Annotated in this window: 23 protein-coding genes, 1 tRNA gene and 1 pseudogene; 24 read left to right on the forward strand and 1 reads right to left on the reverse strand. The window is 64.5% G+C overall.

All coding sequences use genetic code 11. The annotated features are described in order from the left end of the window. Positions 1 to 10 precede the first annotated feature (10 nt). Together ACFY1P_RS19420 and ACFY1P_RS19425 are read left to right on the forward strand one after the other, a co-directional pair. Positions 11 to 925, forward strand: a complete 915-nt coding sequence (locus ACFY1P_RS19420; protein ID WP_390751239.1) for an NUDIX hydrolase — start codon at positions 11 to 13, stop codon at positions 923 to 925. Continuing rightward, positions 922 to 1,752 (forward strand): MBL fold metallo-hydrolase, encoded by an 831-nt coding sequence (locus tag ACFY1P_RS19425; RefSeq protein ID WP_361525367.1) that lies wholly within the window; start codon positions 922 to 924, stop codon positions 1,750 to 1,752. Before ACFY1P_RS19420 ends, ACFY1P_RS19425 begins: the two co-directional genes overlap by 4 nt. 137 nt (positions 1,753 to 1,889) lie before the next feature. Here ACFY1P_RS19425 and ACFY1P_RS19430 read toward each other — a convergent pair whose 3' ends face one another. After that, the gene (locus ACFY1P_RS19430; protein WP_030367278.1) at positions 1,890 to 2,564 is read right to left on the reverse strand and encodes a Crp/Fnr family transcriptional regulator; all 675 of its coding nucleotides are present in this window, start codon (positions 2,562 to 2,564) and stop codon (positions 1,890 to 1,892) included. Between the two features lie 226 nt (positions 2,565 to 2,790). Between ACFY1P_RS19430 and nth the strand changes: the two are divergent. The 22 genes and pseudogenes from nth to ACFY1P_RS19540 all read left to right on the forward strand — a co-directional run. Beyond that, positions 2,791 to 3,375 (forward strand): annotated as a pseudogene (nth, locus tag ACFY1P_RS19435) (endonuclease III domain-containing protein); the annotation flags it as partial. A gap of 152 nt (positions 3,376 to 3,527) precedes the next feature. After that, positions 3,528 to 5,333 carry a recombinase family protein gene (locus ACFY1P_RS19440; RefSeq protein ID WP_390751240.1) on the forward strand — a complete coding sequence of 602 codons (1,806 nt, stop codon included), beginning with the start codon at positions 3,528 to 3,530 and terminating at the stop codon, positions 5,331 to 5,333. A 169-nt stretch (positions 5,334 to 5,502) separates the two neighbouring features. Then, a complete protein-coding gene (locus ACFY1P_RS19445) occupies positions 5,503 to 5,847 on the forward strand; it encodes a hypothetical protein (protein WP_390751241.1) in 345 nt (114 codons plus the stop codon). 427 nt (positions 5,848 to 6,274) lie between these two features. Further along, a tRNA-Leu gene (locus ACFY1P_RS19450) sits at positions 6,275 to 6,348 on the forward strand. Positions 6,349 to 6,632: 284 nt separating this feature from the next. Then, positions 6,633 to 6,788 carry an HNH endonuclease gene (locus ACFY1P_RS19455; protein ID WP_390751242.1) on the forward strand — a complete coding sequence of 52 codons (156 nt, stop codon included), beginning with the start codon at positions 6,633 to 6,635 and terminating at the stop codon, positions 6,786 to 6,788. A gap of 272 nt (positions 6,789 to 7,060) precedes the next feature. Next, positions 7,061 to 7,429, forward strand: a complete 369-nt coding sequence (locus ACFY1P_RS19460; protein ID WP_390751300.1) for a phage terminase small subunit P27 family — start codon at positions 7,061 to 7,063, stop codon at positions 7,427 to 7,429. Positions 7,430 to 7,472: 43 nt separating this feature from the next. Next, the gene (locus ACFY1P_RS19465) at positions 7,473 to 9,035 is read left to right on the forward strand and encodes a terminase large subunit domain-containing protein (protein ID WP_390751243.1); all 1,563 of its coding nucleotides are present in this window, start codon (positions 7,473 to 7,475) and stop codon (positions 9,033 to 9,035) included. Between the two features lie 64 nt (positions 9,036 to 9,099). Next, a complete protein-coding gene (locus tag ACFY1P_RS19470; protein WP_390751244.1) occupies positions 9,100 to 10,461 on the forward strand; it encodes a phage portal protein in 1,362 nt (453 codons plus the stop codon). Next, positions 10,424 to 11,041, forward strand: a complete 618-nt coding sequence (locus ACFY1P_RS19475; RefSeq protein ID WP_390751245.1) for an HK97 family phage prohead protease — start codon at positions 10,424 to 10,426, stop codon at positions 11,039 to 11,041. The genes ACFY1P_RS19470 and ACFY1P_RS19475 overlap by 38 nt, the downstream gene beginning before the upstream one ends. Continuing rightward, positions 11,041 to 12,228, forward strand: a complete 1,188-nt coding sequence (locus ACFY1P_RS19480) for a phage major capsid protein (protein ID WP_390751246.1) — start codon at positions 11,041 to 11,043, stop codon at positions 12,226 to 12,228. The genes ACFY1P_RS19475 and ACFY1P_RS19480 overlap by 1 nt, the downstream gene beginning before the upstream one ends. A 74-nt stretch (positions 12,229 to 12,302) precedes the next feature. After that, entirely contained in the window at positions 12,303 to 12,668 is a 366-nt protein-coding gene (locus ACFY1P_RS19485; RefSeq protein ID WP_390751247.1) for a hypothetical protein, read from the forward strand. 11 nt (positions 12,669 to 12,679) lie between these two features. Next, positions 12,680 to 13,111: a hypothetical protein gene (locus tag ACFY1P_RS19490; RefSeq protein WP_390751248.1), complete on the forward strand. Its 432-nt coding sequence runs from the start codon at positions 12,680 to 12,682 to the stop codon at positions 13,109 to 13,111. 9 nt (positions 13,112 to 13,120) lie between these two features. After that, positions 13,121 to 14,122 (forward strand): phage tail tube protein, encoded by a 1,002-nt coding sequence (locus ACFY1P_RS19495; protein ID WP_390751249.1) that lies wholly within the window; start codon positions 13,121 to 13,123, stop codon positions 14,120 to 14,122. 43 nt (positions 14,123 to 14,165) lie between these two features. Then, positions 14,166 to 14,594: an HK97-gp10 family putative phage morphogenesis protein gene (locus ACFY1P_RS19500; protein WP_390751250.1), complete on the forward strand. Its 429-nt coding sequence runs from the start codon at positions 14,166 to 14,168 to the stop codon at positions 14,592 to 14,594. Positions 14,595 to 14,597: 3 nt separating this feature from the next. Continuing rightward, entirely contained in the window at positions 14,598 to 14,879 is a 282-nt protein-coding gene (locus ACFY1P_RS19505) for a hypothetical protein (protein ID WP_390751251.1), read from the forward strand. 276 nt (positions 14,880 to 15,155) lie between these two features. Beyond that, complete coding sequence (locus ACFY1P_RS19510; protein WP_390751252.1) at positions 15,156 to 17,561, forward strand: phage tail tape measure protein; 2,406 nt, start codon at positions 15,156 to 15,158, stop codon at positions 17,559 to 17,561. Between the two features lie 155 nt (positions 17,562 to 17,716). Continuing rightward, a complete protein-coding gene (locus ACFY1P_RS19515) occupies positions 17,717 to 18,412 on the forward strand; it encodes a hypothetical protein (protein ID WP_390751253.1) in 696 nt (231 codons plus the stop codon). Beyond that, a complete protein-coding gene (locus tag ACFY1P_RS19520; RefSeq protein ID WP_390751254.1) occupies positions 18,412 to 19,485 on the forward strand; it encodes a hypothetical protein in 1,074 nt (357 codons plus the stop codon). Before ACFY1P_RS19515 ends, ACFY1P_RS19520 begins: the two co-directional genes overlap by 1 nt. A gap of 19 nt (positions 19,486 to 19,504) precedes the next feature. Continuing rightward, positions 19,505 to 20,278, forward strand: coding sequence for a hypothetical protein (locus ACFY1P_RS19525; protein ID WP_390751255.1), 774 nt, complete (start codon positions 19,505 to 19,507; stop codon positions 20,276 to 20,278). An 11-nt stretch (positions 20,279 to 20,289) separates the two neighbouring features. Continuing rightward, complete coding sequence (locus ACFY1P_RS19530) at positions 20,290 to 20,532, forward strand: hypothetical protein (RefSeq protein ID WP_390751256.1); 243 nt, start codon at positions 20,290 to 20,292, stop codon at positions 20,530 to 20,532. 223 nt (positions 20,533 to 20,755) lie between these two features. Next, the gene (locus ACFY1P_RS19535; RefSeq protein WP_390751257.1) at positions 20,756 to 22,387 is read left to right on the forward strand and encodes a hypothetical protein; all 1,632 of its coding nucleotides are present in this window, start codon (positions 20,756 to 20,758) and stop codon (positions 22,385 to 22,387) included. Positions 22,388 to 22,404: 17 nt separating this feature from the next. Next, on the forward strand, positions 22,405 to 23,361 hold the full coding sequence (locus tag ACFY1P_RS19540; protein WP_390751258.1) for a peptidoglycan-binding protein: 957 nt from the start codon (positions 22,405 to 22,407) through the stop codon (positions 23,359 to 23,361). Positions 23,362 to 23,425 lie beyond the last annotated feature (64 nt).

Raw genomic sequence — 23,425 nt, forward strand, 5'->3', positions numbered from 1 at the left:
GCATCCGGCCATGTCGACTTCGAACGGCCAGTGGTACCCGCCGGAGTGGCCGGACCGGATCAGAGCGCTCGCCGGCGGCGAGCTCCGGCCCGTCGCCCCGCGGCGCGCCGCGACCGTCCTGCTGCTCCGTGACGGAGCCGACGGCCCCGCCGTCCACATGCTGCGCAGACGCGCCTCCATGGCCTTCGCCGGAGGCGCGTACGCGTATCCGGGCGGCTCCGTCGACCCGCGTGACGAGCGTGAGGTGCCCTGGGCCGGGCCGTCGCGCGCGCAGTGGGCGCACCGCCTCGGCGTGGACGCCGCCGGAGCCCAGGCCATCGTCTGCGCGGCCGTGCGGGAGACCTTCGAGGAAGCGGGCGTGCTGCTGGCGGGCCCGACGCCCGGCACGGTCGTCGCGGACACCACCGGCGCCGACTGGGAGGCAGACCGCGCCGCCCTGGTGAGCCGCGAGCTGTCCTTCGCCGACTTCCTCGTACGGCGTGGCCTGGTGCTGCGCAGCGACCTCCTCGGGGGCTGGGCGCACTGGATCACCCCGGAGTTCGAACCGCGCCGCTACGACACCTGGTTCTTCGTGGCCGCGCTCCCCGAGGGGCAGCGCACCCGCAACGCCTCCACCGAGGCCGACCGCGCCGAGTGGATCCGGCCGGCCGCGGCGGCCGACGGTTACGACCGGGGCGAGCTGCTGATGATGCCGCCCACCATCGCCACCCTGCGCGCGCTGCGTCCCTACGGCAGCGTGCGGGAGGTGCTGGAGGCGTCGGGTGAGCGGGATCTCACCCCTGTTCTGGCGCAAGCCCGGCTCGTCGGCGGGGAGATCGTGCTGAGCTGGCCGGGGCACGACGAATTCACCAAACACATCGCTCCGGGACCGCCGGAGCCCGGTGCCCCCACGGGAACCCCGCGAGCTTTGGGAGCCGACTCATGACCACGACAGCCGACCTTCCCGGCAGGCCGCGCGGCGGCGCCATCGGGGGCCCCGCGACCGCCCGCGCGACCTGTGTGCGCGCGGACAACCCCTCCGCGATGACGCTGGACGGCACCAACACCTGGATCCTCGCCGAGCCCGGCTCCGACCTCGCGGTCGTCGTCGATCCCGGCCCGCTGGACGAGGCCCACCTGGCCGCGGTCGTCGCCACGGCGGAGGCTGCGGGCAAGCGCGTCGCCCTGACGCTGCTCACGCACGGGCACCCCGACCACTCCGACGGTGCGGCCCGCTTCGCGGAGCTGACGGGCACGCGCGTACGGGCGCTGGACCCGGCGTTGCGGCTGGGCGGCGAGGGGCTCGGGGTGGGCGACGTGATCACCACGGGCGGTCTCGAACTGCACGTCGTCCCCGTGCCCGGCCACACCGCGGACTCGCTGGCCTTCCACCTCCCGGCGGACCGCGCGGTCCTCACCGGTGACACGGTCCTCGGCCGCGGCACCACGGTCGTCGCCCACCCCGACGGGCGGCTCGGCGACTATCTCGACTCCCTGCGCAGGCTGCGCGCGCTGACGGTCGAGGAGGGCGTGGAGACGGTGCTGCCGGGCCACGGCCCGGTGCTGGACGACGCCCAGGGTGTCATCGACTTCTATCTGGTGCACCGGGCGAAGCGGCTCGCCCAGGTCGAGACGGCCGTCGAGAACGGCTGCCGGACGCCGGAGGACGTCGTCGCCCAGGTCTACGCCGACGTCGACCGCTCGCTGTGGCCGGCGGCGGAGCTGTCCGTACGGGCGCAGCTGGACTATCTGGGGGAGCACGGCCTGATCTGACGGGCGTTCGCCAGGGAACACGCGCGCCCGGCGGCGTGAGCGCATGCCGAAGGCCCCCGCCGTCTTCGACGGGGGCCTTCGGTGCGTCTGCGGGCGCGTCCCTCAGGGGGCGCGCCAGGGGCGTGCGCCCCCGCGCGTCAGCGGGACCGCTTGGCGAGCCGCTCCACGTCGAGGAGGATCACCGCGCGGGCCTCCAGGCGGAGCCAGCCACGGCCCGCGAAGTCCGCGAGGGCCTTGTTGACCGTCTCGCGGGAGGCACCGACCAGCTGGGCCAGCTCCTCCTGGGTGAGGTCGTGCACCACGTGGATGCCCTCCTCGGACTGCACGCCGAAGCGGCGGGACAGGTCCAGGAGTGCCTTGGCGACACGGCCGGGGACGTCCGAGAAGACGAGGTCCGACATCGAGTCGTTGGTCCGGCGCAGGCGGCGCGCGACGGCGCGCAGCAGCGCCGTGGCCACCTCCGGGCGGGCGTTGAGCCAGGGCTGCAGGTCGCCGTGGCCGAGGCCGAGCAGCTTGACCTCGGTGAGGGCGGTGGCGGTGGCGGTGCGCGGCCCCGGGTCGAAGAGCGACAGCTCTCCGATGAGCTCGCCCGGGCCGAGGACGGCGAGCATGTTCTCGCGGCCGTCGGGCGAGGTGCGGTGCAGCTTCACCTTGCCCTCGGTCACCACGTAGAGGCGGTCGCCTGGGTCCCCTTCGTGGAACAGGGCGTCGCCCCTCGCGAGGGTGGCCTCGCCCATGGAGGCGCGCAGCTCAGCGGCCTGCTCGTCATCGAGCGCCGCGAAAAGCGGGGCGCGCCGCAGAACGTCGTCCACGAGTTCTCTCCTTGTCGACATGCACAGAGGACCGTGGTCCCCATGATGCCCGTCGGTAAAACTGTGTGATCAAACACAAGTGTCGCGCATCGTCGACCGAAGCCCTACGGCAGGGGTCCGATTGGGCTGTGGTTTTCCTGCGCACGGGCCGGATGTCAGTGCGGGGCTCTAGTCTGGCCGGGTGTCCAATACGCCGGTGAGAGCACAGGGCAAGGGGGCCGGGAGGGTGACCGGGAGTCGCGATTCCGCTGTGGGCGAACGCTCGTCCGCACAGCAGGCGAATGCCGCGAGACAGACCAAAAAGCCGGGCGGTGACAAGCCCGCGAAGCGCGCCGCCAAGCCGGTGAAGGCCGCCGCCGCACCCGCCGGGACGGCCGCTCCGGTGAAGCCCGCCGAGCCGGAGTCCAGGGCCGCTCTCGTCCGCCGCGCGCGCCGCATCAACCGCGAGCTCGCCGAGGTCTATCCGTACGCCCATCCCGAGCTCGACTTCGAGAACCCCTTCGAGCTGCTGGTCGCCACGGTCCTCTCCGCGCAGACCACGGACCTGAGGGTCAACCAGACCACCCCGGCGCTCTTCGCCGCCTATCCGACGCCGGAGGACATGGCCGCGGCCGACCCCGAGGCGCTGGAGCAGCTGATCCGGCCGACCGGCTTCTTCCGGGCCAAGACCAAGTCGCTCATAGGGCTCTCGGTGGCCCTGCGTGACCGCTTCGACGGTGAGGTGCCGGGGCGGCTGGAGGATCTGGTGTCGCTGCCCGGCGTCGGCCGGAAGACCGCCAATGTCGTGCTGGGCAATGCCTTCGGGTTTCCCACTACGGCCTCACGGTCGGGGAGCGTCGGCGGGGCCTATCTGGGAACCGCCTACGGGCTTGCCACATAGGCACCACCGTTCAGGCAACGTCTGCGCTCCCCACCTAGGGACGTGACCCCGAGGGGTCCACTACGACCCCTAGGAGTGCAGGCGTGGTCACCACCGCCCCGGCAGGCGTACCGGCGAGCTTCCTCTCAGCCCAGGCGCTTGAAGCTGTAGCCGTCAGCTACATACGGCAGTCGTCCGCCAAGACCAACAAGACCGAAGCGTCCCCGCTCACTCAGCGTGCGGCCAATAAGGGCCGGTCCGCTGAACTCAACGCGCGGTTCGTCCGGCACTACGAAGACATTGGTATTTCCGGGTGGAACCCGGACGCTGAGCGGCCCGGCTTTGAGGAAATGCTCAAGGCTGCCCGCGCGGGCGCGTTCAACATGCTCGTCGTCTACGACGTGAGCCGCTTTTCCCGACGTGAAATCGAAGACGCTGCCCCGATTGTTCTGGAACTTCACCGGCTTGGAATCACGATTGTCAGCGTCACAGAGGGTGTATTCGCTCCGCGCGACACAATGGCGCTGATCTACTTGATTATGCGGCTGGACGCCGTGAACAAGGAATCTGCCGTCAAGTCCAAGAAGGTCCGGGACGTAAAGGCGGCGCAGCGCGAAAAGGGTTCGTGGCTTGGTGGCCAGACCCCTTACGGTCTCGACGCTGAGTCGTACATTGACGGCAAGCTCACGTGTATGCGCCTGATTCACAACAAGGCTGAGGCGAAGAACCTTCGGCGGATTGTGGCGCTGATTTTCAAGCACATGAAGGACCCGGTTTCGCGCAAGGCCGGTCAGCGGAACCCCGGAACTCTTTCCGCGCTCTGCGACGACATGAACAAAAAGAAGGTCCCGACGCGCGGGCAGCGAAAGGGGAAGGAGCGTTCCAACTCGACCTGGCAGGTTCGGACGCTCAAGGGCATTTTGATGAACCCCGCGATTGCCGGTATGCGGGCCGAACCCGTTTACAAGATGCGGGATAACGGAACGCGTACCGGCACGCTCATCGATTACCGGATCATCCGGGACGAAGACGGGCGGCCCGAAATGATCTGTGAGCCGATCATTCCCCCGGCCCAGTGGTTTGCACTTCGGGAGTGGCTGAGGGGTCGGGGGCGGGGCGAAGGTCTTGCGCGGGGAACCTCTCTTCTCAGCGGTCTTCGGAACGCTGAGCGAAAGGCAATCCTCACGTGCGCCTGTGAACGGCCGCAAGGGGCACTCAATAGCGGCAAGAAGCCCGTGTATCGGTGCACGCGTGGCACGACCGTGCCCAGCAAGAAGGGTGAACACGACGCGCTGAACGCGGTCATGCAATCCCACCTTGATGCCCATGTTGCGGGCAAGATTTTCGCGCTCATTCAGAGCTTCACCGCTGGGGACGCTGACGCCGATACGGTGGCCGTCATCACCGAAGCAACGCGGGTGTTCTCTCGCTCTGTTGAGCGCCCGGAGACGGCAGCCGAACGGACTGAGGTAGTGGCGGAGCGGGCCGACGCTAACAACGCCCTCACGGACCTGTACGACGACCTTGACGCGGGTCTCTACTCCGGGCCGGTCGGCCGTGAGCGATTCAAGAAGACGAAGGCACGCATTGAGCTGCGAATCAAGGCCGCTGACACCCGGCTTGAGGAACTGGCCGACCCAGAGTCGGTAGCGCTGCCTATCGCTGAATGGCTGGACGGTGCAGAGAACGGCGACCCGTTGGGCAAGGGGTCGTGGTGGGCGCGCGCCGAACTGGCCGACAAGCGCAAGTTCGTTGAACTCTTCGTGCACCGGATCAAGGTCAAGACGGTGACCAATTCCCACCAGGGCCGCGTACGCGGCGGCTACGACGTAGCACCGCGCATCGTCGTTGAGTGGGTGCAACCCGAGAGCAAGGAGGAAGAGACGGCGGAGCTGGAAACCGCCGCGTAGCGCTGGGAGCGTCCCGGCGTGCGGCTAACACGCCGGGACTCTCACAGTGTGGCAGGAACGGCCACCACTCCCCCTGAGAGCCCCTGAGACGGCCCCGGCAAGGCATCGACCTTGCCGGGGCTTTCTCGTACCCGCAGACGGGCGCTGAACGGCCTTCTAGGCTGGCCCCATGGAACGCGAATACATCATCAGGGACAGCGAGTTCACCCGCTGGTTACTCGACAAGGCGCGGGCGGCAGGGTGGGACGTGGACGACGACCAGGAGGCGCGCAACACCGTTCGCCTGTCGGCGGCGCTCATCCGGACGAGTGGGGTTGCCGTGGTGGACGCGCCCAAGCTGGCGGCAGCGTTGGGGGTCACCGTGGCAGAGATCGAACAGGCGGCAGCGGGAGAGCTGGCCGACAACGAAGCGGCAGCGCGGTTACTTGAGCGGCCGGACGTGGCGGAGCTGGACGCACACCTTGATTCGGTGGCGTGGCCGGACGACGGCAAGGCGGCCACTGACGGCCCCTGAGAGCGCCTGAGACGACTTCCGGGCGGAACTGGGCGAGTGCCCTCCGTCGTGCCCGCTGGCGACCCCTGAGCCCTTCGGGGTTCGGGGGCTTTCTCTATCCCGCACTATTGTCATGCACGCGTAATGCGGAGGGTGAGGCTCCGGTTACCGAGTGTGAGCGGCCGGGTGTATTCAGCGGGGGTGGTGCGGTGGAACGGTGGTTCGTACCTTGAAATCAATATCCCTTGAGAAAGTCACAAGGAAAACCAAACAGAGCATCAAATCACCACTTCACCGCACTGTGACTGGCCTCACTCAATTGAGCCCCCTCAAGGGCGGCAACGAGGGTGCCCTAGGGAACCCTTGCGCTCTAGTAATAGTAGAGAGCGGGGGATACCGCGCACCCTTCCAATAGGTCACGGCGGACCGAGTTCCCCGCGCTCTCCTTGGCCGCCTAGCCCAATGGTACGAGGCGCACGGCTTAGACCCGTGAGGTTCCCGGTTCGAGTCCGGGGGTGGCTACGCATGGGCACCGACTCACGTGAGTCGGTGGTCCATTGAGGGGTAGGGGGGTCTCCCTGGATAGGGGGGCTTCTTGGGTGGGGGGGTATCTTATGCGCACCCGGTGCCTTGACTGTCGGGAGTGGGCAACGCGCAAGGGTCGGTGCCATGCGCATCACAAGGCTTACGAGAGTGGTCGCTCTTATCGCTCGCACCGCAAGAGGTGTGAGGCGATAGCCCGTGGCCATAACGCGGCAGCCCTCTTGCGTAAGGCTGTGCGTAAGGCGCTAGCCGGAACGTGCGCCATGTGTGGCGTGACCTACCTGCCTAGTCAGGTGGACATTGACCACATCAAGCCCCTTGCTCTTGGCGGCGAGGACGTGTCGAGCAATGTGCAAGTGCTCTGCAAGCGTTGCCACGTCATCAAGACGGCAATGGACTTCGGCAAGCGTCCGTTCTGATCATGCGGGGAGGGCGGGGCGCGTCGGAAGTTCCCGACCGGTGCCGCTCGGCGATCCCGGCCCAAGCTCGAAAAACGCACGCTAGGTGTGACGCCGTTTTTGGGCGCCCGGCCCGTGTGAATGCTGGGCAAGCCCGCATTGAGACCCGCGAGAAAGGCACCCGTTAAGGGGTCGGTAAGGCCCGTGAAGGTGGTGTCAACGTGTCCCGAAGCAAGAGCCCCGACGTGCGCACTGGTAACGCCAACACGGCTGCCGAGACTGCCGCCCCCGTCGTGTACGAGGGTCGGGCCCCGCGAGTCCCTACCGGGCTCAAGCGCGTCGGTCGTGAGGTCTGGCGAAACGTCTGGTCGGCGGGTAATGGCGCGTACTCCCCAGAGACTGACCGGAACATCATCTTGCGGTACTGCGAACTGCACGACCGGCGCGCGGCTTTGCTTGCCGCCGTGTCCAATGACGGACTCATGACCGTGGGTTCAACCGGTCAGCCCGCCGTTCATCCGGCCTTGCGTTACGTGGAGTCCACGGAGAAGGAGCTACGGGCCATAGAGACCGTAATCGGCTTCACGCCCGAAGCGCGTATGCGGCTGGGCATCGTGGCGGCTGAGGCTCGCCGCGTGGCTGCCGGTCCCGAAGACTTCTAGACCACCGACTCACGTGAGTCGGTGCCCGTGGGGAGGGGAGAGCGTGACCGGCATTGATTCTGTGATCGCTCGCCACATTCCGGCTGACGCGCCGTTCCCGAGCGAGGGTTACCGGGTTGCTAATTGGATCGAACAGTTCTGCCGCCTTACCGGCTCATTCGCCGGTCAGCCGTTCCGGCTTCTGGAATGGCAGCGCTCGCTACTCGTTGACGCGTACGAACTCCGGCAAGACGCCTTCGGTCGGTGGGTTCGCAAGCATCGAATGGCCGTCGTGTGCATTGCCAGGAAGAACGGCAAGAGCACGCTTGCGGCGGCCATCATGCTTTACCACCTGATAGCCGACCGTGCTGATTCTCAGCGTCAGATCATCGCTGCCGCGAATGACCGCAATCAGGCTCGAATGGTTTTCGATGCCGCTAAGCAGATGGTGAACGCGAGCCCTAAGCTCAGTGCTGTATGTGACGTTCAGCGTGACGTGATCAAGTTCAAGGACTGCACCTATCGCGTGGTGTCGGCAGATGCCGGACGGCAACAGGGGCTCAATCCCTCAGCGGTCAGCCTTGATGAGTACGCGTTCAGCAAGTCGGCTGACCTATTCGACGCGCTCACGCTGGGTAGCGCCGCACGACGCCAGCCGATTACGTGGGTTGTCTCGACGGCTGGCCCCGACCCTGACGGCCCCTTCGCCAAGCTCTGCGAGCAAGGCGAGCGGGTCAACTCCGGTGAGGCCACGGACCCGACACTCTTTTACCGGAGCTGGGGCCCGCGCATCGGGGAACAGGTGGACCACCTAGACCCGGACGTGTGGCGCGCGTGCAACCCGTCGTACGAGATCCTGAACGAAGAGGATTTCAAGGCTGCCGCTCAGCGGAGCACGGAGGCAAGTTTCCGGATCTACCGTCTGTCTCAGTTCGTCCGTGGCGCCTCCACGTGGCTGCCTCACGGCCTTTGGGATTCCCTGGCGGTAGACGACACCCTGAGTCCCGGTGACGCCGTGGTGTTGGGCTTTGACGGCTCTTGGAAGGGTGACAGCACGGCCCTTGTGGCTGCCCGCGTGAGTGACCTTCGCGTGTTCGTGCTGGGGCACTGGGAGGCACCGGCCGATGATGCGCATTGGCGCGTCCCTATGGCTGACGTGCGTGACGCTCTCCGCTCCGCGCTGGACACCTACCACGTGCGGAACTTGGTGGCCGACCCGTACCGCTGGGAAGAGACGCTAGACAACCTTGAGGCTGAGGGGTGGCCCGTTGAGGCTTTCCCGACCAACTCTCTCAAGCGCATGGTTCCGGCAACGCAGATCGTTTACGACGCGTGCCGTGACGGCCGTCTCTCGCACGACGGAGACCCGGCACTTGCCCGGCACATTGGTAACGCCGTGCTGCGGGAGGACAAGAACGGCGCACGCGTGACGAAAGAGCATGCGAGTTCGCGCCGAAAGATTGACCTTGCAATCGCCATGATCCTTGCGGTTCACGGCGCAGTGATGTTCCGGGAAGAGAACCCCCACCTGATTGAGACGGCCATTGTCGCCACGTGGGAGGACAGAGACGGCCGCGTGTTCAACGTGGGCGCCCCGGAATTCGACCAGTACCTAGACGACGAATAGCAGGACTCAGACCACCGACTCACGTGAGTCGGTGCCCATGTGAGTCACGCGGGGGGTGGCTCACATGGGCTTTTGGCGTGCGCTCTTCCGGGGGCCGTCTCAGGAAGTCGAGAAGCGGGCGCAGTGGGACCCGGTATCGGATCTCTTCCCGCTGCCCGGCGTGGTGTCGGCATCCGGTCAGAAGGTGGATGCGAACAGCGCGCTTACGGTCTCGGCTGTCTTCGCGTGCGTTCGCCTTCTGAGCGAGACGATTTGCACGCTGCCGGTGGCTACCTACTCCCGTAGGGGCGGGGTCCGGAAAGAGATCAAGTCGCCTACGTGGCTTGACTATCCGAACGCTGAGCCGGGCGGGCTTGGGCGCATCGACCTTCTGTCTCAGGTGGTGCTCTCCCTCTTGCTGGACGGCAACGCGTATCTAGCGGTTCTGTGGGACGGGCCCAACATCGTCGGGCTTGAGGTGCTGGACCCGAACCGCATCGACACGCATACGGTCGTGGTGGACGGCAAGCGCCGCAAGGTCTTCTATGTGGCCGACTATGACGACGACGGCAACGAAGTCGCGTTGGGCTGGTTCACCACCCGCGAGATTCTGCACATCCCCGGAATGATGCTGCCGGGAGAGTTCACCGGCGTTTCGCCTATCGCGTTTGCGCGCGAGTCCATCGGGCTTGCCATGGCGGCGCAGACCTACGGCGCTAAGTTCTTCGCCAATGGGGCTATGCCGGGGGCGCTCATTGAAGTGCCCGGCGCAATGTCCGAAGAGGGGCTAGCGCGAGCGCGTGAGGCGTGGAGGCTGGCGAACAGCGGGGCGGAGAACGCCCACCGTGTGGCGCTGCTGACCGAAGGGGCCAAGTTCTCTAAGGTCGCGCTCTCGCCGGACGAAGCACAGTTCTTGCAGACCCGGCAATTTCAGGTACCGGAAATCTCCCGGATCTTCGGTGTTCCGCCTCACCTCATTGCCGACGCGACGAACTCAACTAGCTGGGGTTCGGGGCTCGCTGAGCAAAACCAGGCGTTCGCAATGTTCAGCCTTCGCCCGTGGCTTGAACGCATCGAAGCGGGCTTTACCCGCTTGCTCTTCGCGGAGACGGCCGACCGACACAAGTTCGTCAAGTTCAGCCTTGACGGAATCCAGCGCGGGGCCCCGGCTGAGCGCATGAACATGTACTCAATCGGCTTGCAGCAAGGCATTTACAGCATTGACGAAGTGCGCGGCTGGGAAGACCTAGAGCCCCTGCCGGACGGCGCGGGAGAAGCGCACCGCGTGCCGCTGAACCTCTCCGATGTGACGGCTGACGAAGAGCCTGTCAAGCCTGCCGCCATTGAGCCCCCGCCCGCAGACGAACCCCCGGCAGATGACGGGGCCGACGAAGAGGGGGAACCGTCCGATGAAGACGGAGCGGAGGAACCTAGCCCGACCGGCTGAGGTTCGGGCCGATGGTGACGCCGTGACCATGCGCGGGTATGCCTACCGGTTCAACGAGCTGAGCCACAACCTAGGCGGATTCCGTGAGCGGATCATCCCCGGAGCTGGGGCCGACTCGCTGAGGGCTAATGACGTGCTCGCCACGTTCAACCACGACATGAACAACGTTCTTGGGCGAGCGAGTTCGGGAACGCTGCGGACCGGCGAAGACGCCGAAGGCGGCTGGTATGAGATCGACCTACCGAACACCACGACCGGCCGTGACCTAGCCGAACTTCTCAAGCGCGGGGACGTACGCGGCTCTTCGTTCACCTTCCGTGTGAACGACGGGGGCCAGCGAGTCCATGACGAACTTGACGAAGAGTCGGGGCTACCAATCCGCGAGATCACCAGCATGGCCGTTGTGGAACTGGGCCCGGTCCTGAATCCGGCTTACCCGACCACTGACGCCGGTCTCAGCCGCTCTATCGCGCTGGCACTCGGCATTTCAGATCAGGGCACCGACTCACGTGAGTCGGTGCCTGTTCATCCCGCGCGCTTCCGATTCGCGCACTTCTACCACAAGGGGGGTGTCCAGTAATGGACGCACAGACTCTCAGCGCGAACTTTGAGGCGCGCGAGAAGGCCGCTAACGAACTCCGCGCGCTGACTGAGGAGTTCGCCGGTAAGGACATGGACGCTTCGGCGCGCGAGAAGGAGACTCGACTACTCGACGCCATTGCCGACTATGACGGCCGCGTGAAGCGGGGCGTTGAGGCCATCAAGGCTTCTGAGTCGGTGAGTTCCCTCATGGCTGGACTCAAGGGCGCCGGAAGCGCGAGCGGCAAGCGTGAGACTCAGGACAAGCTAGCTGAGGCGGCTACTCAGCTCCGGTCGCTGGGTCTTTATGAGGCGGCCACCTTCGCCCCGGAGAAGCGCGCCGTTGTCGATACCAACACCGGCAGGAACGTCATTCCGCGTACCCTCTTCGGTCAGCTTCTCGCTGAGGCTGTAGAGCGGTCCACGGTCATGCGTAACGGCGCGTCGATTCTCACCACGTCCGGGGGCGAGTCGATCGACTTCACGGTTGTGACCGGTCGTGCGTCGGCTGGCATCGTTGCCGAGAATGCCAACATTCCCGAGAGCACGCCGACCACCGTTCAGCGGTCCGTGGGCGCTTACAAGTACGCCTATGCGTCCGTGGTCTCTACGGAGTTCGTGCAGGATCAGGCGCTAGACCTTGTGGGCTTCCTGGTAGGCGACGCTGGCCCCGCGCTGGGTCACGGCATGGGTGAGCACTTCCTAGCCGGTACCGGCCATGGTCAGCCGAAGGGCATTCTGAACGCTGCCCCGGCTGCCGTCGCTTCCTGGCAGGCAGGCGCGAAGGACACCACCGTTTCCGACGCGCTCATTGACCTGTTCTATGAGCTGTCTTCGTCCTACCGGGGCAACGCGGTCTTCGTCGTGTCTGACAAGACTGCCGCGCTTATGCGCAAGCTCAAGGACGCCAACGGCCAGTACCTATGGCAGTCGGCGCTTACGGCCGGTGCCCCGGATACCTTCAACGGCAAGAATGTCGCCACAGACGTTGCCATGCCGGACGACAAGGTTCTATTCGGTGACCTGAGCAAGTACAAGGTTCGCCTTGCCGGTCCGCTCCGTGTTGAGCGCTCCGTGGATGCGAAGTTCGCAACGGACCAGATCGTTTACCGGTTCATTCAGCGGGCTGACGGCCTTCTAGTGGATGAGCGGTCCGCGAAGGTTCTGACCGTGACCCCCAAGCCGTAAGGCGCGGCGGGTAGTTGAGGGGAGATCACCGACTCACGTGAGTCGGTGGTCCCCCTTTCGCTGAGGGGGTGCACATGTCCTACGCGACCGTTGAAGAGATTCGCTCGCTGGACGGCATGGAAGATGTGGCGCTCTTCCCGAACGAGACGCTGACGGACGCAATCGCGTACGCCGTTGAGACGGTCGAAAGCTACTGCGGCCGGAAATGGGAGGGGACCGACGCGCCCCCGGAAACGATCCGTTGGTGTGTGCGTACGCTCGCCCGGCAATACTGCCTTGACCTTGTGTCGCGCGTGCCGGACCGGGCTCTACAGCTTCAAAGCGAGTTCGGGTCAATTCAGTTGGCGCAAGCCGGGGGAACATGGCGGCCGACCAGCCTGCCGGAAGTCAACGCGCAGTTGAACCGGTACCGGGTGCGGCTGCCGTTCATCTTCATGTAAGGGGGGCATCCGTGGCGCTGGTATTCGACGCAAAGGTTGCCCTTTTCGACTGCCTCAAGGCATCCGTTCCGACGGGGGTGCAATGCACCTTCGCTGAGACCGGCAAGAGCGACCGGCGCCAACAGGTGTGGCTAGGGGCGACGGGGGACGAAGAGCTTGCGGCTGTCGCCATGCGGCAGGGGCCGCGCAAGCCAACGGCCGTCACAAGCTACGTGGACGTTCACGGGCTGGTCATCACGCCCGGCGACCCGGTAGGCGCTGAGAGGGCCGTCTACGGCCTTCGTGACGCCATTGCAGAAGCCTGCCGCTCCGTCGTACCGGCGAGCGTGCCGGGGCTTCTCGACGTGCGGCCGGAATCCTCCGAGACGGAGACGGCCGAATCAACCGATGGCGCGTACGCCGCGCTGACTGTCCGCGTTCGGATTCGCGGCCGGATCACCTAGGGGGAACACATGGCGCTAGACGCTGCCATTGGCATTGGCAAGGAAACGACGTACGGCACCGCTGCCACGTCCACACTGGGCTATGAGGGCAAGTCCGACAGTTGGAAGACCACCCGAGAGTTCATCGAAAGCGTGGGCTTTCGCGCCGGTATGCAGACGGCCCGCGCCGACCGGCGGAACGTGGTCAACATGGGCGGCGAAGGTGAGCTAGAGATTGACCTACTGGACGCCGGGGCCGCTGCCGTTCTTTCCGCTTCGTTCGACACCTACAACGGCGGAACCCCCAACGGGACCACGGGACTTACCACTCACGTCTTCGAGAGCGGCGCCAACAGTGCTTCACCCTCGTTCACGGCTCAGATGATCCGGCCGACCACGGACGGCAAGTCGGTGGCCTACAAGCACGTTGGCTGTGTGGTCACTGAGTGGGAACTGACCGCCGAGGTAGAGAACGCGGTCACTCTCACTTCCACGTTCGACTTTCAGGACGTGAGCCATTCGGACAAGCCCGCTGACGCGCTGCCGATCGTCTACCCGGAAGAGGCGTACGTCTACGACTGGACGCGTACGGCTATCGCGCTGACCATCGACGGCAAGGCCGTGACGGTAGACGCGAACAAGCTAGAGCTAACCGGCGATCGTGGCATGAAGGTTGACCGGCGCTTCCTGCGCGGCAATGCGCTCAAGAAGACCCCCGTACGAGCGGCCATGCCGACGTACGAGGGCACACTAGAAGGCGAGTTCACGAGCGACACGCTCAAGATGTACGAAGCCTTCATTGCGGGCAAGGTGGCTTCCCTGGTCATCGACTTCGCCGGACTCACCCCGGGCACGTCAATGAAGATCGAATGCCCGGCAATCCAGTTCACCGGAGACAGCCCCGAAGCATCCGTTGACGACGTGACGGTTACTGAGCTTCCGTTCCGCGTGCTGGACCCCGGAGACGGCCGGTCGGCAATCAAGGTCACGTACGTTGATCCCACGCCCGGCTTCACCCCGCCCGACAAGTAGGCGAGACCACCGACTCACGTGAGTCGGTGAGCAAGGGGGAGGAATGGCGGGCTCGCGGTTCTCGGTCCAGGTCGAAGGACTGAACCAGCTAAAGAAGACCCTTCGCCAACTCAAGGACAAGGACCTTTCCAAGAAGGTCCGCGAAGTCAACAAAGAGGCAGCGGAGATAGTCAAGCCGGACGCTCAGCGGGGGGTTCCGCAGCACACGCGCACACCAAAGGACAACAAGAAGTACCGGCCCGGCAAACTCGCCAAGTCGGTCAAGGTGGTCGCGTCGGCCAACTCCGCTGCCATCAAGGCGGGAACCGCTTCCCGCACCCCCTACGCGGGGGCAATCCACTTCGGCTACCCGAAGAGGGGCATTCGCCCGAACCGCTTCTTGTACCGGGCCATGGCCCGGAACAGCGACAAGGTTTCCGAGGCGTACGAACGCGAGATTTCCGCCGTAATTCGAGCGAAATTGGAGAGCTGAGATATGGGTACCAAGAAGAACACCGACGTGGGCAGCATTGACGACGTGCTTGCCCTTGATATCGACAGCCTGACCATTGATGAGATTGACCTCATTGAAGAGATTGTGGACGGCCCGCTTGACATGCTGGCCAAGCCGGGCGCCCGCAAGGGCAAGATGATCCGCGCTATGGCGGTTGTCATCAAGCGCCGGGAAGACCCCAACTTCACTGCTGAGGACGCGGGCAAGCTGCGAATCCAGTTCAAGGAAAAGGCGAAGGCGGACCCTACCGCGCTCAGCGAGTAATCACGTGCGCGCGTCTGGTCGGCCACTTCCGGGGGCTCACTTGGTCAGATGTGCGCTCTCTCTCGCTGAGGGATTTCAACACGCTGGCCGACCAGATGGTTGCCGATATTGAGGCACAGAAAAAGGCGGAGCGCCGCACGGCACGCGGGCGCTCCGGAGGTACGGCGCCGGGGGAGCGCCGAACCCCTGTCATGACGTGATTCTCACCCTGCGTATATCAAACCCCCACGCCGGCCGCCCCGCGGGATATACGCAGAGTAATATTCGGGGGGTTCCATGGCTAGGCCCATCACCATCACCCTTCTCGGTGATCTGGACGACTTGAGCCGTTCTCTGTCTCAGGGAACGCAGGAAGTCAATCAGTTCGCCAACAGGGTTGAAGGGGCAATGCAGGGCGCCTCTCGTGAGGCTGGACGCATGGGCGAGGAAATCGCCCATAGCGCCGACAATGCCGGTGAAGGGCTCAAGGGCATTGCCAAGAAGATTGGTGTTGCCGCTCTTGCCGTGGGCGGTGCCGTTGGTGCCGCGCTGGGGTCCGGTCTCAAAGAGGCCATGGACCGGGAAAAGGCAAACGACCTTCTTGCCGTTCAGGTAGGCGCTACGCCTGGCCAGGCGAAGACATTGGGCCAGGCAGCCGGAAAGATTTTCTCTTCCGGGCTTGGCGACTCCATGGAGCAAGTCAACGACGGTTTGAAGAGTCTTTGGCAGCAAGGGCTTATTCCGGCGGGGTCCACGGCCGATGAGATATCCAAAATCGGTTCCAAGCTCATGGACGTCGCGCAAATCATGGGTGAGGACCTGGGGCCGACCGCCAATGCGGCCGGGCAGATGGTCAAGACGGGCTTGGTTAAGAACTATGACGAAGCCATGGATTTGCTCGTTCGCGGTACCCAACTGGGTATCAACAAGTCCGAGGATTTGCTAGATACCTTCAACGAGTACAGCACCCAATTCCGCAAAATCGGAATGAATGGCCCTACCGCGCTGGGGCTTATGAATCAGGCGCTTCGGGCGGGCGCTCGTGACTCCGACGTTGCCGCCGACGCCATCAAGGAATTCACGCTCAACAGCCTGGACCTCTCGAAGGCCGGAGACGCGTACAAGACGCTGGGGCTGAACGGTGACGCCATGGTCAAGGCGCTTGCCGGAGGCGGGCCAAAGGCCGCGCAAGCGACGAACAAGATCTTCGCTGCCATGCGTCAGCTCAAGGACCCGGTGGAGCTGAACACGGTGTCACTGGGGCTCTTCGGCACCAAGGCCGAAGACCTGGGCGACGCGTTGCACGCCATGGACCCCAAGACCGCTGTTGCCTCTCTGGGCTCGTTCGCGGGTGCGGCGAAGGCGGCAGGCGACACGTTGCACGACAACGCCTCGACGCGCCTTACGGCATTCTGGCGGACGCTCCAAACCGGCGCTGTAGATGTGATCGGCGGCAAGGTGCTGCCGAAGCTGGAATCTCTGGCAACCAAGTTCGCACCCATCGGGAGCGCGGCAAAGGCTGTCTTTGTGGACACGGTGGTTCCTGCCGTCCGCAACTTCGCTGAGGCCACCGGCACCGCCTTTCGGTTCGTCGGAGAGCACAAGGGCATATTCCTTGGCATAGCGACGGCAATTACGGTCGTGCTGCTGCCCGCGCTGATTCAGTGGGGGGTTCAGTCTGCCGTCTCCGGTGCGCGCGCCGTAGCCGCCTGGATCACGTCTGCCGCATCTTCGACAGGCTCAGCGGCAACGCAGGTGGCCGCGTCTTGGGCCGTGGTCGGCGGGTGGATCAAGGCGGGCGGACAAGCCGTCATCTCCGGCGCGGTAGTTGTTGCGCAGTGGGTAGCCGGTGCTGCCGCCGCAGTGGCCAACGGCGCAATCATGGTGGCTCAGTGGGTGCTTATGGGTGCTCAGTCCATGATTCAGGCGGCCCGGATGGCTGCCGCGTGGCTTCTCGCCATGGGGCCAATCCCGCTGATCATCGCTGCCATTGTCGGGCTCGCTGCCCTCATCTGGGCCAATTGGGACAAGATCAAGCAATGGACCGGAGCGGCTTTTCAGTGGGTGTGGGACAAAATCAAGGGCGTCTTTGAATGGCTCAAGAACTTGTTCCTGAACTTCACCGGCCCGGGGCTCTTGATCAAGCATTGGGACACGATTAAGACGAAGACCGCTGAGGCTTTCCAGTGGGTCAAGGACAAGGCGAAGGCTGGCCTAGACGCGGTGATCGGATTCTTCCGTGATCTGCCGGGTCGAATCATGGGCTTTGTCGGCAGCATCGGAAACGCCGCCCGCAATATCGGCGCATCCATCATCGCCAAGCTAGGTGAGGGGCTGTCGAAACTTGCGAGCTTCGGCCAGAACATCGGCGCGGCCGTGGCGCGCGGAATCAAGACCGCTATCAACTCGCTAATCGACCTTCTCAACTGGGCCATTCCAGACCGCATCGGCATTGGCCCTATCGGCGTCGATCTGCCGCACAACCCCATTCCCAAGATTCGCGCAATGGGTGGTCCGGCTTCCGGTCTGACCAGGGTTGGCGAGCGTGGCCCCGAGTGGGTCAACCTTCCGGGCGGTTCCCACGTGGTCCCGAACCATGCCGCCCCGGCAAGTTCCGGCGTGACGGTCAACGTGACCAGTAACGCCGACCCGTTCGCAATTGGGCGCGAAGTGGCTTGGGCTCTTCGGGTCGCGCCCCGGTAGGCCACCGACTCACGTGAGTCGGTGGCCCATATCAACAGGGGGTAGATGTGGCGGAGTTGGGCGACTGGACGTGTGAGTACAACGGTCTCGTCATGGGGGCTCCCAGCTCCGCCATATCGCTAGTCGCCGTTGACGGCTTGCTCTCGCTGCCGGACATGCGGACCGCAGATCTAACCCTTGTCCAGCGGCACGGGCTCTATCCGGGTGACGACTACATGAACGGCCGTGCCGTGACGCTGACGCTTGAGGTGTACGGGCGGACGCGGGAAGAGTTCACGGACGCCCTGAGCGCCGTCTACGCGGCTTTCTCGCTGGCCGACAGGGAAAGGCCCCTTCGGTTCCACTTTCCCGGAGTGGCGGGCGACAGAACGGCTTTCGTGAACGCCCGTCCGCGCAAGCGCACCGCGCCGATTGATCTGAACTTCGCGCACCTGGTGTGCAACGTCGTGGTCGAACTCTTTGCGACAGACCCGCATGTGTACGGTGACGCGCTGGTCTCGCTGAACCTCTCCGCCCCGTGGCAGGGTTCGGACCCCAAGCTACGTTTCCGGCAGGCCGGTTCCGTGCCCGCGCTTCCCGTCATCAAGCTGACCAACGCCAAGGATTGCGTCCTTCGGGACGAGATCACGGGGGCATGGTTCGGCATGACCAATCTAGCCGGTGGGCTGACCATCAACTCTGAGGCGCAGACCCTCACCTCTACCGCTTCCGGGGCCAACTTCAACGACCGCATTACGGCGGGGTCCACATGGCCGGAATTCGGATTCGGTGACCACCGGCTTTCGCTGTCCACGCTGGCCGTGAACAGCCCGACGAAAGCCGAGATTACTTGGCGGAACAGGTGGGTCTAATGGCCAGCGCTGCATACTCCGTCGTCCAGACGGACGTAAAGACCGGCAACGTGATTACAGATCTGCCAGTCACCGCAATTCAGTTCACGCACTCGCTGAATGCTGCCGGAACCGCCACGGTGGGAATCCCCCTCTTCGCGCCGGAAGCCGACCCTGAATCTCTCACGCCCGGCGTGAGCGGGCTTGCCATCCTGCGGAACGGCGAACCTGTCTGGGCGGGGATTCTCTGGGCTCTCGCCGCTGACATTGCGGCGGGCACTCTGTCTCTGAGCGCATCCGGCTTTCACTCGCACTACCAGGGTCGGCACTTCGTCAACGGCTGGACGGCGAAGAGCTTGGAACAGGCAAACATCATCAAGGCATGGTTTGACTACTTCAACGCCAACAACGGCATAGGCACCGAAGCGAGCCAATTGCAGCCGACCGGCCACCTGAGAACCACGGTGTGGACCCGGTACGAACTCAAGAACGTTGCCGAAGCGATTGAGCAACTGGCCGACAATATCGGGGGGTTCAACTTTCGGTACGTGCCCTACTGGGTGACGGCCGGTAAGAAGCTGGGGCACCGCTTCGTCATGACCAGCCGTTCCGGCGCGGCGGCCTCACACGTGCTGACGCACCGCGTGAACTGCAACGTGACCGGCGTGAGCTACGACAGTACGGCGCTTTGCACCGTGGCCTATGCGACCGGCGCGGACAAGGGCAACGGGGAAAAACTGGTCGGCATCTTCAGAAACACCTCACTTGCTGCGCGAATGCCTGAGCGCGTCATGGTCGGCTCATACACCGACGTGAAGGAAACGCAAACGCTCATAGATAAAGCACAAGCCACCATCAACGCGGGGGCTGTGCCCGTCGCTATTCCTGAACTGACCCTCTACCCGGACCAATTCAGCCCCCTGGACTTCGTGCCCGGGGACGTGACGGCCATTGACGTTGACGCGGGATACGTCGCCCTTTACGACGAATTCGTTGTGACCGAATGCACGACGACGGTTGACGTGAACGGAAGCGAGAGCATCAAGCTCGCTCTAGCGAGTAAGGAACTGTGGAGCAATGCCAACCCAAGCTAACGCCGTGCCCCCGTCCCTGGTGAACGAGATTGCCGAACTCAAGCGCCGCATGACGGCCATTGAGCGAGCCCCTGAGCCGGTAACCAAGTTCGACCGGTACCCCGCCGTTGAGTGGGCCGCTCAGGGCCGACCGCAGGTAGGCGGAAACGTCTGGTCGTCCGTGAGTATCGCCAACGCAACCGGGCTCGCCTTTGACCGCGTGGAATGCAAGTTCATTACCGACTTCCTTTACACCGGCAAGCGGGAAGCCGAAGTACGGCTAGCCGCCTTCCGGCACACCGGCAAGGCTGAACGCCAGATCGTCAGCGCGTCCAGCGTTCTGAACCTCACGGGGACCACGGCCCGGACGGTGGGTGTCGTCGTCATGCGCTGGGTGCACGGAATCCCGTACGGCTGGGACTACGCAGACGACACCACCATTTACACCATCGAACTACAGCACCGATATAAGAAGGGGCCCGAGAATCCCAAGGGTCAGACCATCTATGCCATTTCCGCCACCGAAGGCTCAGCCGTCAATGGCAACATTCTGAACTGGGGATACAAGCAGGACGACGGCGGCAAGTGGTGGTGGATTCCCGCCTATAGAAACGGCAGCCCATGGGCCCCGGATTTCGTGACTCTGCCGAACTGGGATGAGGGCTCTTACAGCATCTCTCCCATGCATTACTGCGTTGGGCTCCCGCAATCCCGCATTCCAGAAGCCACCGAAAAGGGCTGGGCATGGACGCGCGGGACCAACAGTACTTGGGGCCGTGACCCCGATATCACGGAAGCCTATTTCGGGGTCTAAGGGGGTGAATCATGGACTTCGCCCGGCTGTACGGGATCGCTGAAATACTCGTCCCCCTTCTCGTGTTCCTGGCCGTCTCGCTTCACAAGTTCCGCACTGGCATGGAAGCGTCCTGGAAGGAAGAGGCGGAAGCCTATCGGGGAAAGGTGGAGCGGCAGTCAATGGAGCTAGCCGCACTTCACGCGGAGGTTCGCGCACTGCGGAGCGAGAACGCAGAACTACGCGCACAGATAGCTGAGCTGCTGAGTAGGTAGCCCCGCTCTCATTCATACGCCAGACCACCGACTCACGTGAGTCGGTGGCCTCTCTCATGCCTAGGGGGTTCGATTGACAGCGCTACCCGCCAACATTCCTACGGTCGTCGTGCACGGTACGTACATGGGGCCAGACGGCCGACCGCTCGCCGGAACTGTCACGTTCAACGCCCCGTCACTCCTGACGTTCCCGGATTCGGACCTTTTCGTTGCCGGGCCCGTCGTGGCCGTGCTGGACGAGAACGGCTATTTCTCCGTGCGGCTTCCAGCGACGGACGCGCCGAACATGCAGCCGTCCGGCTGGTCTTACGTGGTCAAGGAGAACCTTTCGGGGGTCATCGGCGGGCGCACGTTCAGCGTGCTACTGCCGAAGGCGTCTGCGGACATTGACCTTGCCGACATTGCACCGGCCGACCCGACCACGCCCAACTATGTGCCGGTGGCGGGCTCGCAGATATTCACCGGCGGCGCCGCCCCTACGTCCGTGCTGGGGCGTGACGGCGACTTCTACACGCAGTACGACACCCGCACCCTTCTGGGGGTCACGTCCACCACGGTCACGATGTGGACCCGTGCGGGCGGCGCGTGGGCGAAGCTGGGCGACGTGATCCGGGGGGCCGCGTGGTATGTCAACAACGCCTCAACTCCCAGCACTGACGCGAAGGTTGGTGACTTCCTGCTCAGGTCCGACACGGGCGACGTGTGGCAGCGTGGTACGTCCGGCTGGGGCAACCCCGTGGCGAACCTCAAGGGTCCGAAGGGGGATACGGGAGCGACCGGCGCGGCAGGCGCTCAGGGGCCGAAGGGTGACACAGGGACGGCAAGCACCGTGCCCGGCCCGAAGGGCGACAAGGGCGACGTGGGCGCAACCGGCCCGCAGGGTCCGAAGGGCGACAAGGGCGACAAGGGCGAGCCCGGCAAGGATGGCACCGGAGCGGGCACCGTCACGGCCGTGAACGGCGTACAGCCGGACGATACCGGGGCCGTGTCCCTACTGCCGTCCGACGTGGGGGCAATCCCCGTTGCCGACAAGGGGGTTGCCAACGGCATTGCCACGCTCGACACCACGGGCAAGGTTCCGGCCGGTCAGCTCTCCATCCCGTCCGGAGTGGTGACCACGGTCAACAGCAAATCGGGCCCGTCCGTGACGTTGACGGCTGCTGACGTGTCCGCGCTCGCCGTGACTGCACGCGGGGCGGTCAACGGTGTTGCAGCGCTTGACGCTTCCGGCAAGGTTCCCGTTGCTCAGCTCCCCGTGACGGGGCTCAAGAACGTGTGGACCCCTCAGACGCTGGGCTTTGAGGCGTGGACCTGTGACCCGTACGGCATTGCGAACCCTGTAGCCAAGCCTGCCAAGCCAAAGCGGGTCTACATGGGTGGCATCTGCATAACTGAGCCCACCAGCGTCAATGCTGTCGTCATCTTTTCCCGTGGTTGGGCTGGCTCAACTGCCGTACCCGCTGCGCGCTTTGCTGCGGGCATCTATGACGAGAACGGCAAGCGCCTGGTGGAGACCGGCCTAATGGCCAGCCTGCCGGAAGCCGGGATTGGCGGAGCCCCCGGAGCAGTGTCTAACCACATCGGACCCGTGCCGCTCAAGCTACAGAACAGCATCACGCTTCAACCGGGCCGGTACTGGGCGGGCTTCTGGATGAACGGAGCATCCACAGATTTCTACTACATGCACGTGGTGAACGAATCCGCCTCAGCCCCGGCGAACTTCTCGCTTGGCAACACCTTCAACCGGGCATGGGCCGTCGCTGGCGACAACTTCAACGGCATGCCGCCGACCGTGAATCCGGCTACCGGCGAAGTCGGAATTGACCCGGCAATCATGGCACTTGCCAACATCTAACCGAAGGAGAAATCCCTATGGCTTGGTACCCCAATGCACGCAAGATGGAGCTACAGCCTGAGTCCGACGCTCAGCCTGCCATCCGGCCAACTCAGCTCATTTTTCATTCTGTTGCCGCCCCGTGGACCCCGGAGCGAATTTACGAATACTGGCGAGACTCGACCAATCTTGAGTCCCATTTCGGAGTTGGATTCGACGGCGCTATTGCGCAGTACATCGGCACCCAGACGCGTGCAGACAGCAATATGTACGCGAACCGTCGGAGCGACGGCACGGGCGCCGTGAGTGTCGAGACGGCCAGCAACCTGAACCACACGGACCCGTGGACGGATGCCCAGGTCTCCGCCCTCATCAAGCTGGGCGTATGGATGCACACCCATCACGGCGTGCCGCTCCGTATCAGCCGGTCGTACGATGACCCGGGGTTCGGCATTCACCGCATGTTCTCGCAGTGGTCGGACGGTGGCACCGCATGCCCCGGAGACGCGCGAGCGGCACAGTTCCGCAATGTGGTTTTCCCCGGCATCGTCAAGGCCGCTGGCGGCAAGCCCACCGATGGCGGTTCTTCGTCTGGTGGCACCTACACCGTGATGAAGGGGGACACTCTCAGCGGCATTGCTGCCAAGGTCGGCGTGGTGTGGCAGATGCTTGCCGACCTGAACGGCGTGAAGGCTCCCTACACCATCTACCCGGGTCAGGTACTCAAGACCGGCAAGCCCAAGCCCGCGTATCAGGCGTTCCCCGGCGCCGCCTGGTTCAAGGGGAACCCCAACAGCCCCATCGTGACGGCCATGGGCAAGCGCCTTGTGGCTGAGGGGTGTTCGGCCTACTCGTCCGGTCCGGGCGCTCAGTGGACCAGCGCTGACCGCGAGAGCTTCCGGAAGTGGCAGCGCAAGCTAGGCGACTCGCCCGCCTACTGCGACGGCTGGCCCGGCAAGAAGCAGTGGGACGCGCTCAAGGTGCCCAGCGTCTAGTAACGCTGGGTGAGAACCGCGGAAGTCCCTATGTCCGTTTCTGCCCTGGTTGGCCGGACGCCGG

Source organism: Streptomyces sp. NPDC001407, from assembly GCF_042895325.1.
Lineage (GTDB): Bacteria > Actinomycetota > Actinomycetes > Streptomycetales > Streptomycetaceae > Streptomyces.